Annotated in this window: 10 protein-coding genes; 5 read left to right on the top strand and 5 right to left on the bottom strand. The window is 72.2% G+C overall.

Annotated features, from left to right (window positions below):
* The 3 genes from ACZ6EM_RS36330 to ACZ6EM_RS36320 all read right to left on the bottom strand — a co-directional run.
* The coding region (locus tag ACZ6EM_RS36330; RefSeq protein WP_401056650.1) for an ABC transporter permease at positions 1-713 on the bottom strand (713 nt) is incomplete at its 3' end.
* Complete coding sequence (locus ACZ6EM_RS36325; RefSeq protein WP_452180874.1) at positions 710-2,284, bottom strand: sugar ABC transporter ATP-binding protein; 1,575 nt, start codon at positions 2,282-2,284, stop codon at positions 710-712. The genes ACZ6EM_RS36330 and ACZ6EM_RS36325, both read right to left, overlap by 4 nt.
* A 158-nt stretch (positions 2,285-2,442) precedes the next feature.
* A complete protein-coding gene (locus tag ACZ6EM_RS36320; protein WP_452180873.1) occupies positions 2,443-3,492 on the bottom strand; it encodes a substrate-binding domain-containing protein in 1,050 nt (349 codons plus the stop codon).
* Between the two features lie 553 nt (positions 3,493-4,045).
* On the opposite strand from ACZ6EM_RS36320, the gene ACZ6EM_RS36315 reads away from it, so the two are divergent.
* From ACZ6EM_RS36315 to ACZ6EM_RS36300, 4 genes are all read left to right on the top strand, one after another.
* The gene (locus ACZ6EM_RS36315; protein WP_465774280.1) at positions 4,046-6,499 is read left to right on the top strand and encodes an RICIN domain-containing protein; all 2,454 of its coding nucleotides are present in this window, start codon (positions 4,046-4,048) and stop codon (positions 6,497-6,499) included.
* Positions 6,500-6,603: 104 nt separating this feature from the next.
* A complete protein-coding gene (locus tag ACZ6EM_RS36310; RefSeq protein WP_465774279.1) occupies positions 6,604-9,042 on the top strand; it encodes a ricin-type beta-trefoil lectin domain protein in 2,439 nt (812 codons plus the stop codon).
* 340 nt (positions 9,043-9,382) lie between these two features.
* Positions 9,383-10,501 carry an NEW3 domain-containing protein gene (locus tag ACZ6EM_RS36305; protein ID WP_465774278.1) on the top strand — a complete coding sequence of 373 codons (1,119 nt, stop codon included), beginning with the start codon at positions 9,383-9,385 and terminating at the stop codon, positions 10,499-10,501.
* A 130-nt stretch (positions 10,502-10,631) separates the two neighbouring features.
* On the top strand, positions 10,632-11,033 hold the full coding sequence (locus ACZ6EM_RS36300) for a hypothetical protein (protein WP_465774277.1): 402 nt from the start codon (positions 10,632-10,634) through the stop codon (positions 11,031-11,033).
* A 164-nt stretch (positions 11,034-11,197) separates the two neighbouring features.
* Here the strand turns inward: ACZ6EM_RS36300 and ACZ6EM_RS36295 are convergent, their stop codons facing one another.
* The gene (locus tag ACZ6EM_RS36295) at positions 11,198-12,025 is read right to left on the bottom strand and encodes a lipase family protein (protein ID WP_465774276.1); all 828 of its coding nucleotides are present in this window, start codon (positions 12,023-12,025) and stop codon (positions 11,198-11,200) included.
* A gap of 430 nt (positions 12,026-12,455) precedes the next feature.
* On the opposite strand from ACZ6EM_RS36295, the gene ACZ6EM_RS36290 reads away from it, so the two are divergent.
* Complete coding sequence (locus ACZ6EM_RS36290) at positions 12,456-12,635, top strand: hypothetical protein (protein ID WP_465774275.1); 180 nt, start codon at positions 12,456-12,458, stop codon at positions 12,633-12,635.
* Between the two features lie 79 nt (positions 12,636-12,714).
* Here the strand turns inward: ACZ6EM_RS36290 and ACZ6EM_RS36285 are convergent, their stop codons facing one another.
* Positions 12,715-14,247 carry a DEAD/DEAH box helicase gene (locus ACZ6EM_RS36285; protein ID WP_452179126.1) on the bottom strand — a complete coding sequence of 511 codons (1,533 nt, stop codon included), beginning with the start codon at positions 14,245-14,247 and terminating at the stop codon, positions 12,715-12,717.
* Positions 14,248-14,301 lie beyond the last annotated feature (54 nt).

The raw sequence follows: 14,301 nt of genomic DNA, 5'->3' as shown, positions 1-14,301 counted from the left end.
GCGGCGATCAGGTACTTGTTGAGGTTGATGCCGGCCAGGCGGGCGGCGGTGTCGTTGCCGCCGATCGCGTAGATGTTGCGGCCGATGTCGGTGTAGGTGAGCAGGGCGTGCACGGCGACGGCGGTGAGGATCAGCAGCCAGACCATGGTGGGCAGGCCGGCGATCCTGCCGCGGCTGAGGAAGACGAAGACCGGGTCGTTGAGCACGTACCCCTGGGCGCGGCCGTCCGAGACGAGCTGGGCGACGCCCTTGTAGGCGGCCAGTCCGGCGAGGGTGGCGATGGTCGGGTTGACCCGGCCGTAGACGATGACGACGCCGTTGAACAGGCCGATGCCGGCGCCGATGGCCAGCGCGGCCCCGATGCCGAGGAAGGGGCTGGAGCCGGCGGACGTGAAGACCATGGCGCTGGTGACGGAGGCCAGGCCGGCCTGGGAGCCGACGGAGATGTCGAGGCCGCCGCAGATGATCACGACGGTCTGGACGACGGCCAGCAGTCCGGAGATGGTGGCGGCCTCGGCGATGACCTGGATGTTGTCCCAGCCGACGAAGTTGGGGTTGAGCGAGCCGAACAGGGCGACGACGGCGACGAGGGCGCCGATCAGGCTGAGGTTCTGGCCGCCGATCGCGGCGAGCAGGGCGCGCGGGCCGCCGGTCCGGACGGGCAGGGCCCCGGCGTCCGGCGCCGGGGCGGTCGGGGGAGTGGCGGTGGTCATCGGGTCTCTCCGGTCTGGGCGGTGGTGGTGGCGGCGAGGTCGTCGGCCATGGCGAGGGCGAGGACGGCCTCCTCCGTCGCCCGGTCACGGGTCAGTTCGCCGGTCGTGCGGCCGTTCTGCATCACCACGACCCGGTCGGCGAGGCCGAGGACTTCGGGCAGTTCGGAGGAGATGACCAGGACGGCGGTGCCCTCGCGGGCGAGGTCGGCGATGATCTGGTAGATCTCGGCCTTGGCGCCGATGTCGACGCCCCGGGTGGGTTCGTCGAGGATCAGCAGGTCGGGCTTGCGGGCGAGCCAGCGGGCGAGGACGACCTTCTGCTGGTTGCCGCCGGACAGGGTGCGGACCTCGGCCTCGATGGAGGGGGCTCGCACCCGCAGCCGGTCGGCGTACTCCTGGGCGAGGGCCTTCTCCTGGCGCTGCTTGACGAACCGCCATCGGCTGAGCCGGCGCAGGCTGACCAGCGAGGTGTTGTCGCGGATCGTGCGCTGCAGGAACAGGGCCTGGGCCTTGCGCTCCTCGGGGGCCAGGCCGATGCCGGCGGCGATGGCGGCGCGCGGGTCCTTCAGGCGCAGGACCTCGCCGTTGAGGGCCACCGTGCCGGAGTGGATCGGGGCGTCGCCGGCCAGGGCGAGGGCGAGTTCGGAGCGTCCGGCGCCGATCAGGCCGGCCAGCGCCACGACCTCGCCGGCCCGGACGGTCAGGCTGACTCCGTGCACGTCGTCGGTGGTGAGGTCGCGGACGTCCAGCACGACGCGGTCGGTGGCGACCTGCTGGCGGACGAACAGCGAGGACAGGTCGCGGCCGACCATGAGCCGGACGAGTTCGCTCTCGTCGGTGGCGGCGGCCTCCACCACCCCGGCGACCCGGCCGTCGCGCAGCACGGCGATGCGGTCGGCGAGCCGGAAGATCTCCTTCATCCGGTGGGAGACGTAGACGACGGCGATGCCCTCGTCGCGCAGCCGCCCGATCAGGGCGAACAGGGCCTCGACCTCGTGCTCGGAGAGCGAGGAGGTGGGCTCGTCGAAGGCGATCGCCCGCGGCGGGACGGCGCCGGTCAGGGCCCGCATGATCTCGACCAACTGGCGCTGCGCGGCGGTGAGTTCGGACCCCAGCAGGTCGGGGTCGAGGACCTTGTCGAAGCCGAGGCGGGCCAGGTCCGCGGTGATGCGGCGGCGCAGCTCGGCGCGGTCCAGGCGGCGGCCGGCCCGGCGGGGCAGCGAGCCGGCGTAGACGTTCTCGGCGACCGGGACGTGCGGGATGATCTCGGGTTCCTGCGGGATGATCCGGATCCCGGCGCGGCGGGCGTCCTGGGGGGACTGCAGGTCCACGGTCTCGCCGTCCAGCAGCACGCGTCCCTCGGTGGGGCGGTGGTCGCCGGTCAGGATGCGCAGCAGGGTGGACTTCCCGGCGCCGTTCTCGCCCATCAGGGCGGTGACCCGGCCGGGCGGGAAGGTGAGGGTGACGTCCTCCAGGGCCCGGACGGAGCCGAAGCGCTTGGACACGCCCTCGGCGCTCAGGCCGGGGGCGCCGCTCGCCGGCGGGACGGGTGACGGTGCGGGTGTGGTCATCGGGGCCTCGTTGGCAGTGCGGTGCGTACGGTCTGGGGGAGCCGTGCACACGGTCGGCGGTGCCGGTGGTCGCGGTACGGTCTCCGGGAGCGCGCCGGTGCGGCGGGCGGATTCGGCAGGTCGGTGCCCGCCCGCCCCACCGGCGGCTCGGCGAGGCGTCAGCTGCAGGACACGCCCGCGGACTGCCAGGTGGCGGCGTCGACCATCGTGGTCGGGGCGAAGGCCTCCTGGGGGAAGTCCTTGCCGTTCTTGAGCTTGTCGTACATGGTCTGCACGGACAGGGCGCCGACGTCCTTGCCGTTGATGAACAGGGCGGCCTTCATCCCGGAGGGCTTGCCGGAGGCCCAGTTCTTGCACGCGAGGTAGGCGCCCAGGCCGACGCCGTCGATGTCGTCGGGGTTGATCCCGGCGTTCTGCAGGGCGGTGACGGCGCCCTGGACGTTCTCGTCGTTGCAGCCCCAGGTCACCCAGTGCTTGACCCCGGGGTTGGCGGTGATGGTGGCGGCGACCTTGTCCTGCGCGCCGGTCGGGGTGTTGTCGGTCGCGACGTCGATCAGCTGCACGCCCGGCACGGCCTGGTCGAAGGCGTCCTTGGCGGCCTTCACGCGGTCGCCGCAGACGGTGACGTCCTGCTTCCAGGCGGAGATGATCCGGGTGTCGGCCGGGTTCCAGCCGGCCTTCTTGAACTCCTCGGCGGCGCGCTGGCCGACCTGCTGGCCCATCTGCCGGCCGGAGAAGCCGATCCGGGGCACCAGGTCGGTCGCCGCGCACTGGGCCGGGGCCGGTCCGCTCGCGCAGACCTGGTCGTCGGAGGTCAGCAGTGCGGCCTTCGCGTCCCGGGCCGTCTGGACCACCTGCGGGCCGACCGCCGGGTCGGGCACCACGATGATCAGGCCGTTGCTCTTCTGCGCGATCGCGGCCTGCACCTCGCCGACCGTCTTGTTCGCGTCGTTGCCCAGGTTCACCACCTTCAGCTCGGCGCCGAGCTCGGCGGCCTTGGCCTTGGCGCCCGCGGCCTCGTCCACGAAGTACTGCTGGTCGCCCTGCTTCTGCAGGTAGGTGATCGTCACCTTGCCGGACACCGGGGCGACGGGCGCGTCCGCGCTGTTCGAGGACGTCTGCCCGGTGGAGCAGGCGGTCAGGCCGACGGAGGTGATCAGGCTCAGCGCGGCGATCGAGGCCAGGCGGCCACGGAGGGGGAGGTGCATGGAGGGGGCTCCTGAGGGTGGGGGCCGATCGGCAAGAAGCAACAAAACCAATCAGAAAGCACCACGATCAAACGTGGTGGGTCAAAAGAAAACGCCTGGCCCCGAGCTGAGTCAAGCTCATGTTTCCGGATCGGAGCCATCGAGACCGTCTCGTTATCCCGTCGCGCCGCGGATGGGGGGCCGAAGCCGGCGGATCGGGCCGCGATCTTCCGGATCGGAGCAGGTGGTGGCGTGTTCATCGGAACTTACTGATTGGTAGGTTGTTGTCGTGGACAGCTTCGGGCAAAGCCGGGGCGGCGTCAATAGCGCCTGGCAGGGGCATGCCTGAGGGGTGGTGCTGTGCCCCTGTGGCAAGCCGGCTCGGCCGCTGCCTCCTGGTGGCGGCCGGCCGATCGCGTTGTATTTCATCTGAAGTTGTTGATTACTGTTGAATGTTGGGTCTACTGTCCTCCCCGGCATGTCGGCATGCACCCGCCAGTCCCGGCCGCCCCGGCCGGGCCGAGTCCTGGTGGGCCCCGCTCCGGCCGACCCAGCCCGAGGACAGGAGTAGTCGATGACCGAACCACCCCACCCGCTCCGCCGGGGCGTCACCGCCCTGGCGGCGCTCGCACTCGGCGTCGCCGCCGCCCTGGCCGCGCCGGCCGCGGTGGCCGCGCCGGCTCCCGCGACGAAGTCCGTGACACTGGACGGCCGTTCGCCGGGGCGGGCGTACGACGGGCTCGGCGCGATCAGCGGCGGCGGCGCCACCTCGCGTCTGCTGGTCGACTACCCCGAGCCCCAGCGCAGCCAGGTGCTGGACTACCTGTTCAAGCCCGGTTACGGCGCCTCACTGCAGATGCTGAAGGTCGAGATCGGCGGTGACGCCAACTCCTCGGACGGCCCCGAACCGTCCCACATGCGCACCCCCACCGAGGTCGACTGCGACCGCGGGTACGAGTGGTGGCTCATGGAGCAGGCCAAGGCCCGCAACCCCGGGATCACCTTCTACGGCCTGGAATGGGCCGCGCCGGGCTGGCTGAACGGCGGCGTCTGGTCCCAGGACAACATCGATTACCTGGAGTCCTGGCTCGGTTGCGCCCGGCAGCACGGACTGAACGTCGGCTACCTCGGCGGCTGGAACGAGCGCGGCTACGACAAGGCCTGGTTCGAGAAGCTGCGCGCGGACCTGGACGGCCACGGCCACCAGGGCACCACCCTGGTCGCGTCCGACAGCGACGACGAACACTGGTCGATCGCCGCGGACATGGCCGGCGACCCCGCCTTCGCCAAGGCCGTCGGCGTCATCGGCCTGCACGGCACCTGCTGGCACTCGACCCCCGTCTACACCGCCTGCCCGGGCAGCGACACCGCGACCGGGCTGGGCAAGCGGCTGTGGGCCTCCGAGGACGACAACGACAGCTACGGTGCCGACCCGGCCGCGCTGGCCCGCAACGTCAACCGCGAGTACCTCGACGCCCGGATCACCTCGGACATCAAGTGGGCGCTGGTCAGTTCCTGGCCCTCGAACCTGCCGTACGCGGGCGCCGGGCTGATGGCCGCCGACCAGCCGTGGTCCGGCAACTACGCGGTCGGCCGCGACATCTGGGTCATGGCGCACACCACCCAGTTCGCCAAGCCGGGTTGGCAGTACCTGGACGGGTCCAGCGGCTACCTGACCGGGACCGGTGCCAACGGCGACCCGCACAGCGGCAGTTACGTCACGCTCAAGTCAGGCCGGGACTACAGCACGGTCATCGAGGCCACCGACGCCACCGCCGCGCAGACCCTGACCTTCAAGGTCGCCGGCGGCCTGTCCACCGGCCAGGTGCACGTCTGGGCCACCGACATGAACTCCACCGACCCGTCGAAGTGGTTCGTCCACGCCCAGGACGTGACCCCGAAGAGCGGCTCGTACTCGCTCACCGTGCAGCCCGGTTACGTCTACACCGTCACGACCACCACCGGACAGGGCAAGGGCACCGCCGTGCCGCCTGCACCCGCCGCGATGCCACTGCCGTACCAGGCCGACCTCGGCGGCTACCGCGAAGGGGCCACCGCCCGCTACTTCCACGACTGGGCGGGCGCCTTCGAGACCGCGCCCTGCCCGTCCGGAGCGACCACCCCGGTGTGCCTGCGCCAGGTCATCAGCCGGGCGCCGATCCCGTGGCACGACGACATGAACTACACCCCGCTGACCCTCCTGGGCGACCCGTCCTGGGCCCACTACCAGGCGAGTTCGGACGTTGCCCTCGAACAGGCCGGCACCTCCGCCGAACTGCTCGGCCGCATCGACCACGTCGACCACGACCGCTCCGGCTACCATCTGAAGATCGACGACACCGGTGCCTGGAGCCTGTTCAGCGAGGACCGCTCCGGCGCCGACACCGTGCTGGCGAGCGGCAGCTACCCCGGCGCGGGGGCCGGAACCTGGCACAACCTCGCGCTGGCCGTCCAGGGCCAGACCATCACCGCGTCGATCGACCGCACCCAGGTCGCCTCCGTCGCCGACGCCGGGCACGGCATCGGCCAGATCGGCCTGGGCGTCGGCGGGTTCCAGCACGCCGACTTCGCCAACACCACCGTCACGCCGCTGGCCGCGCCGGCCACCCACACCGTGACCAGCGTCAACAGCGGCAAGTGCCTGGACGTCACGGGCGCTTCGAGCGCCGACGGCGCCGAGGCCGTGCAGTGGACGTGTGCCGCAGGCAAGGCCAACCAGCAGTGGACGCTGGTGCCGGTCGCCGGGACCGGCAGCGTCCAGCTGGTCTCGGCGAACAGCGGCAAGTGCCTGGACGTCACGGGCGCTTCGAGCGCCGACGGCGCCCAGGTCGTGCAGTGGACGTGTGCCGCCGGCAAGGCCAACCAGCAGTGGACCCTCGTCCCGGACACCGGGGCCCGCATCCAGCTGGTCTCGGCGAACAGCGGCAAGTGCCTGGACGTCACGGGCGCTTCGAGCGCCGACGGCGCCCAGGTCGTCCAGTGGACCTGCGCCTCCGGCCGCGCCAACCAGCAGTGGACCGTTTCCTGACGGGACCGAGACGCCCCTGCCCCGACGTCGTGCCGGGCGCCCCGACCGGGCGCCCGGCGCGGAGCAACACCGCCCCCACCCCCTCCCCACCCTCGGAGACGCCCATGGGCCGTCAACACCCCTCCTCGACCTGGCGCACCGCCCTGAGCGCGGCGCTCGTCCTCGCCGGCGCGCTCGGCGGCCTGGCCGCGCCGCCGGCCGCCCTGGCCGCGACGGAGAGCGCCACCACCCCCACCACCCCCACCGCCGCCACCTCCACCGCCGTCACCGTCGACGGCACCAAGCCGGGCCTGACCTTCGACGGGGTCGGCGCGATCTCCGGCGGCGGTGGCAACTCCCGCCTGCTGGTGGACTATCCGGAGCCCCAGCGCAGCCAACTGCTGGACTACCTGTTCAAGCCCGGCTACGGCGCCTCGCTTCAGGTGCTGAAGCTGGAGATCGGCGGCGACACCAACTCCACCGACGGCGCCGAGCCGAGCATCGAGCACACCAGGGGCACCGTCGACTGCAACCAGGGCTACGAGTGGTGGCTGGCCGAGCAGGCCAAGGCCCGCAACCCCGACATCACGTTCATCGGCCTGTCCTGGGGCGCCCCCGGCTGGATCGGGAACAGCGGCAGCGGCGGCAACTTCTGGTCCCAGGACTCCATCGACTACGTGATGTCGTGGATGGGCTGCGCCGGCCAGCACCACCTGAACGTCTCCTACCTCGGCGGCTGGAACGAGCGCGGCTTCGACAAGGCCTGGTACGAGAACCTCAAGAGCACGCTCGTCGCGCGCGGTTACGGCGCCACCAAGGTCGTCGCCGCCGACGACACCTGGGAGGTGGCCGACGCCATGGCCGCCGACCCGGCGTTCAAGAACGCCGTCGACGTCGTCGGCGTGCACTACCCCTGCGGGTACATGAGCTCCTTCACCGAGTGCCCGAGCACGCCGACCGCCCAGGCGCTCGGCAAGCCGCTGTGGGCGAGCGAGAACGGCTCCCAGGACCTCAACAGCGGCGCCCCGGCGGTGGCGCGCGGGATCAACCGGGGCTACCTCGACGGGAAGATGACCTCGTTCATCAACTGGCCGGTCATCGCCGCGCTCTACCCCGACCTCTTCTTCTCCACCGACGGCATGTCGATCGCCAACCAGCCGTGGTCCGGCAACTACGGCATCGGGAGGACGACCTGGGTCACCGCGCACACCACCCAGTTCACCAAGCCCGGCTGGAGCTACATCGACGCCGCGAGCGGCTACCTCGGCGGCGCACGCGCCAACGGCAGTTACGTCACGCTGAAGAGCACGAACAAGCGCGACTACAGCACCGTCATCGAGACCCTGGACGCCACCGCCGCCCAGACCGCGAACTTCACCGTCACCGGTGGCCTGTCCACCGGCAAGGTCCACGTCTGGTCCACCGACCTCGGCTCCACCGACCCGGCGCAGTGGTTCGTCAAGCAGAAGGACGTCACCCCGTCCGGGGGCCGCTACACGCTCACCCTCCAGCCCGGCCGGGTCTACACCGTGACCACCACCACCGGCCAGGGCAAGGGCACCGCCACCCCGCCGGCCGCCGCGCCGATGAAGCTGCCCTACGCGGACGGCTTCGACACCCCGGCCACGACCACCTCGCCGAAGTACTTCACGGACATGAACGGCGCCTTCCAGACCGTCGCCTGCGGCGGCGGGCGCACCGGCACCTGCCTGCGCCAGATGGCCCCGACCTCGCCGATCCGCTGGACCGACGAGCGCTACAACGCCCCGTACACGATGATGGGCGACGGCAGCTGGTCCAACTACACCGTCACCGCCGACACCATGTTCGAGCAGTCCGGCACCGTCGAGCTCCTCGGCCGGGCCAACCAGCAGGGCCGCAACAACAACGGCCTGAACGCCTACCACCTGCGGGTGAGCGACACCGGCGCCTGGTCCATCGACAAGAGCGACACCAGCTGGAACTTCACCACCCTCGCGAGCGGCACCACCGCCGCCCTCGGCACCGGCCGCTGGCACACCGTCGCGCTCACCCTCGACAACGAGACCCTCACGGCGAGCATCGACGGTGCCGCCGTGGGCAGCGCCACCGACGCGAGCTTCACCAACGGCCGCGCCGGCCTCGGCGTGACCGGCTACCAGACCGACCAGTTCGACAACTTCGCCCTCACCCCCGGCACGCCCACCACCCACACCGGCCCGATCGCCTCCGCCCTGCCCGGCACCTGCGCCCGTCCCGCCGCCGGCACCAGCGGCGCCGCCGTGCAGCTCTGGGCCTGCGACGGCAGCGCGCAGCAGGTGTGGACCCGCTCCAACGGCACCCTCACCCACAACGGCAAGTGCCTGGACGTCACCGGCGGCGCCACCGTCAACGGCTCCCCGGTCGAACTGTGGGACTGCACCGGCGGCGCCAACCAGCAGTGGACGCCCCAGCCGGACGGCACCCTGAAGAGCACCCAGTCCGGCCGCTGCCTCGACGACCCCGCCGCGGCCACCGCCGACGGCACCCCGCTGGAGATCTGGGACTGCAACGGCGGCGCCAACCAGCGCTGGACCCTGCCGTAGCCGATCGACCCGCGGGGATCCGGAAGACCCCGCACGCGACCGGCCGGGTGCCCGTGACATCGCGGGCGCCCGGCCGGTCGCGCTCCTGGGTCCGGTGGCTGCTCGGCCGGGCCGGTCCCCAGGGGCACTCGTGCTCGGACTTTGCATGTTGGGTGCGTGTTGCTGCTTATTTCGCCCGCCATCTTGTCAAGAACGAGCAGAGCCCCGTACAAATGATCCGGCTGGGACCACAGCAGCCACCCATGCCCTGACCCCGAGATCCCGTGAGGTCGAAGCGTGTCAACTGCCCTCCGCCGGTGGCTCCGTACCACCGTCGCCTGCTGACGGAACCGGCTACGACGTGCTGAGCAAGCCGCTGGCCGGCGGGGACCGCGCGGTCGCGCTCTTCAACTCCTCCGACACCGCGCAGACCATCACCACGACCGCCGCCCGGGCCGGCCTGCCCGCTGCCGCCGGCTACAGGCTCGACGACCTGGTGACCAAGCAGGTCGTCGGGACGACCGGCGTGATCTCCGCGAACGTGCCGCCGCACGCCACGGTGCTCTACCGGGTCCACCCCGGCGCGACCCACGGCCTGGCCCCCGCCACAGCCGTCACCTGGCAGGACGTCAGCACGGCCCAGGAGCCCGGGACGTACCGGATCACCCTGGCCGACCACGGCGCCGTCGCGCTGAACGACACCAACCTGCGGATCAGCGCCCCCGCCGACTGGACCGTCACCCCGGCGACCGTCGCGCTCCCGCGCATCGCTCCGGGCGCAACCGCGTCGGCCACGGTGACGGTGCACGGCCCCCAGGGCGCTCCCGGGACCACGGTCACGGCGATCACCGCCACCGCGAGCTACCGGGCCCGGCCGGCCGGGGTCGACACCGTCAGCGGTGAGCAGACGATCGTGCGGACCGTGCCCTACCCGTCGCTGGAGGCCGCGTTCAACAACGTCGGCGCCACCTCCGAGAGCGACACCGCTCCCGGCAACTTCGACGGCGCCGGGAACAGCTACTCGGCGCAGGCCCTGGCCCGGGCCGGCGCCACCGCGGGCGCCGCGATCAGCGCCAACGGCCTCAGCTTCACCTGGCCGTCCGCGGCCGCCGGCGCCAACGACAACGTGTCGGCCGCCGGCCAGGAGATCACCTTCGGCGGCCAGGGCAGCGCGCTGGGCTTCCTCGGCGCCGAAGCGGGCTTCGCCTCCGGCACGGTCACCGTCGCCTACACCGACGGCACCACCAGCAGCGGCCAGTTGGGCTTCCCCAACTGGTGCTGCACCCCGACCGACGCCTACGGCGCGAAGACCGCGTTCACCACGGACCACCGCAACACGCCCACCGGACCGGGCAACTTCGGCATCGGCTACGGCGTGTTCACCAACACCGTCCCGTTGACGCCCGGCAAGACGATCCGTTCCGTCACGCTGCCCAGTGCCGCAGCGATCCACGTGTTCGCGCTGGCCGTCCAGCCGTGATCCGCGCCGCCCGGCCCACCGGACCGGTTCCCGTGGGCCGGGCGGTCGGCGTTCCCCTGCCCGGGACTCCGCCCCTGTTCCCCTGCCCGGGACTCCGCCCCTCCCCGCGAACGGCATCCAGGACCCACCCATGACCGTCACGAACCGCATCGCTCTGGCCGGGGCCCGCCTGGTCCTGCCCGGCGGCGTCGTCGACGGCGACCGCCTCGCCGTCGAGGGCGAGCGCATCGCCGGCCCCGGCGGCGACACCGAACCCGGCGACCTCGACCTGACCGGGTCCACCGTCGTCCCCGGCTTCGTCGACCTGCACGTCCACGTGGCGCTGTCGTGCGAGCCGATGGTGAGGGCGACGGTGCCGGTCGAGCGACTGGTCCGGTGCGCCCACAGGTCGCCGGTCGGGGGACGGCCCGGGCGGCTCACGACCTCGAAGGGGCGGTGGCCGGCGGCGTCGAGCGCGTCGTCCGCCACCCGTACCGCGCCGGCTTCCACGCCCGGCTCCGCGGCGCGTCGTCGTCCGCCGCCGAGCGCGTGATCGAGGCGGATGCCCCGTGCGATCCACTCTCCCCGGCGGGCGGGAGCTCGATCCGCTCCAGGATCTCGGCCGCGATCTCCGTCCCGGGTGCGGTGACGCACCCCCAGGACCGCGCGACCGCCGAGGCCGTGGACCCGTCGTCCTTTCGCTGCTCCGGCACGGGCTCAGCCGGTTCCGGCGAGGTTCTTCTCGAACGCGGCGAGGTAGTTGGGCAGGTGGTGGTCCTTGATCGCGTCGGTCTCGGGGGCGAACATGTCCTGGCGGTAGCCCTTCACCCGGTCCTGCAGGCCGGCGATGAGCGGCATGGCCTCGTGGAGCTTTCCGTCGGCGTCGAAGTAGCGGAGCGCGTCGACGTGGGTGTAGGCGGGCTCGGGCGGGAGCCGCGGAACGATGTCGTTGTTGTTGACGAAGCGGTAGCAGCGGTCTCTGAAGGCCGCGTTGTGGGCGCCGGCGAGGAGGCGTTCGCAGGTGCGGGGCTGGCCGAAGGTGTAGACGCCGTCGGGGAGTCGGCGGGGCTCCTCGAAGTACCAGCGGGCGCCGGCCAGCATGGCGAGGGCGCCGCCGAGGCTGTGGCCGGTGAACCAGACGCTCTGCCCGTCGCTGCGCAGTTCCTGGACGGTGTCGCGGATCTGGGGGTAGACGGACTGCAGGGCCTGGTGGAAGCCGTAGTGGACGAAGCCCTTGTTCGCCGGCCCGGGGACGGGCGGGGTGTCGACGTCGGTGAGCCAGTCGTAGATCTTCAGGACCTCGGTGCCCCGGAAGCCGGTGACGATCATGCGGTCGCTGGCCATGGTGTAGGCCTGGGTGTCCTCGATCGGGAACGGCATCCGGTGTGTCGACTCGAAGTGGCGTACTTCGTCGAAACCCCAGGCGTGGGCCCGGTCCTCGATGCCGGCGCGGTCCAGCACGGCCAGTCCGGCGGCCCGCGCCATCCAGTAGGCGTGGGGGAGGGAGTAGCGGGTCGTCGAGTGGTCCAGGGCGGGGATGGCCATCGGTGTCCTCCGAAATGCGCCGGCGGGTCGTCCAGCACCGTAGTGCTGTGTGCGAACGAAGAGGAGCCGGCGGCACTCGAGGTCACCCGGACGGACGCGATCGCTGCGGAAACCGGTGCCGTCGGGGCTTGTGAGGACCCGATCGCCGTAGCTCGGCGGGTCGGGGATCAGGTGGCCGGCCTCTCTCCCTCCGGCGGGTGCCGTCGCCACCCTGCCGGGCCTGCCGGAAGGGTGACCCGGTGCGACCACCGGCCGGTACTTGCGGTGCCGGTGGCAGTCCTCCGGTCGCCGGAGGACTGCCGGGCCCCTACGGTCGTGTTCTGACACGGGCCCGTCGTCGCGGAAGGCCAGGATCAGGATGCGGTACTACCGGTGGATTCTTGAGACGCAGGACGACGGCGGCCGCTGGTCCCGGCAGGACGGTGCTCCCATGCCGGACCCCGTGGAATACGAAGGGCCGCCCCAGCAGGCGGCCAATCATCTGCGGGACGTGTTCGTCCGTACCCTCTCCAGGCCCGCGCCCGGCCCCCGGGCGATCAGGCTCCGGGTCTGGGAGGGCCGGCACACGGTCGGCGAGCCCCAGGCCGAGACCGAGTGGTCACGCGAGTAGCCGGACCGGCCGCGGCCGTCGGGTGTCAGGGAGAGGAGGCCCGGTCGGTCCGGTGAGCCGGCCCGTCGGGGGAGGGGCGCTACGCGGAGAGGGCGGCGCGCCGGGGTGCCCGGCGTCGGTCGGAGGAGCCCTGGTTGTCGCGGCCGGAGGTGGCCCGGGTGTTGCCGCCGGTGGTGGCGGGGCCGCCGCGGCCGCGGCGGCCCCGGCTGGTGGACGTGCTGCGGCGCGGCCGCTCGACGACGGGGTCGGGGATCACGACGGGCACGCCGGTGGGCACCCGGGCGCCGGTGATGCGGACGAGCTCCTCGTCACCGGCGGTGACCCTGGTGGTGACGGGGGTGATGCCGGCGGTGGTCATCATGCGGGCCATCGCGCGGCGCTGGTTGGGCAGGACGAGGGTGACGACGGTGCCGGACTCGCCGGCCCGGGCGGTGCGGCCGCCGCGGTGCAGGTAGTCCTTGTGGTCGCCCGGCGGGTCGAGGTTGACGACGAGGTCGAGGCCGTCGACGTGGATGCCGCGGGCGGCGACGTTGGTGGCGATCAGCGCGGTGACCTGGCCGGTGCGGAACTGTTCCAGGGTGCGGGTGCGCTGGGGCTGGGACTTGCCGCCGTGCAGGGCGGCGGCCTTGACCCCGTTCGCGAGCAGGTTCTCGACCAGGCCGTCCGCGCCGTGCTTGGTGTCGGTGAACATGATCACCCTGCCGTCACGCGAGGCGATGTGGGCGATCGTGGCGTTCTTGTCGTAGTTCTGCACCTGCAGCACGTGGTGCTCCATGGTGCTGACCGTCGCCGCGGACGGGTCCACGGAGTGGGTGACCGGGTCCTTCAGGAAGCGCCGCACCAGGCGGTCGACGTTGCGGTCCAGCGTGGCGGAGAACAGCAGGGTCTGGCCGCCTTCGGCGACCTGTTCGAGGAGTTCGGTGACCTGGGGCAGGAAACCCAGGTCGGCCATCTGGTCGGCCTCGTCGAGCACCGTGATGTCGACCCGGTCCAGCCGGCAGTCGCCGCGCTGGATCAGGTCCTTGAGCCGGCCGGGCGTGGCCACCACGACCTCCGCCCCGCGGTTCAGCGCCTGGGCCTGGCGGCCGATCGACGTCCCGCCCACCACGGTCGTCATCCGCAGCCGTACCGCGTGCGCGAACGGGGTGAGGGCGTCGGTGACCTGCTGGGCGAGCTCGCGGGTGGGGACCAGCACCAGGGCCAGCGGCTGGCGGGGGTCGGCCTTCCGGCCGGCGGTGCGGGCCAGCACGGCGAGGCCGAACGCGATGGTCTTGCCGGAGCCGGTGCGGCCCCGGCCCAGGACGTCGCGTCCGGCCAGCGAGTTCGGGAGCGTCGCGGCCTGGATCGGGAACGGCGCGGTGACGCCCTGCCGGGTCAGCGTGGAGAGCAGGGCCTTGGGCATGTCCAGTTCGGCGAACGCCTCGACGGCCGGGAGTGCCGGGGTGGTGCTCACCGGCATCGCGAACTCGTGCTGGGCGGAGGAGCCCTGGCGGACGGTACGGCCGCCGGAGGGCCGGTCTCCGTAGAAGGAGCTGCCACCGGCGCGGGTTCCGTGGGCGCGGCTGGAACGGGAGTTGGCGTTCTGGTACGAGGAGCGAGTGGAGCGGTTCATGCGGGAGACCTTCCTCGGGGCGGCACGTCACGGGGAAGGCTCCGGGGCGCGGTG

It is taken from the genome of Kitasatospora sp. NPDC041917, from assembly GCF_055589745.1.
Note: the sequence above shows the minus strand (reverse complement) of the source record. Positions and strands in the feature narration are given on the sequence as shown.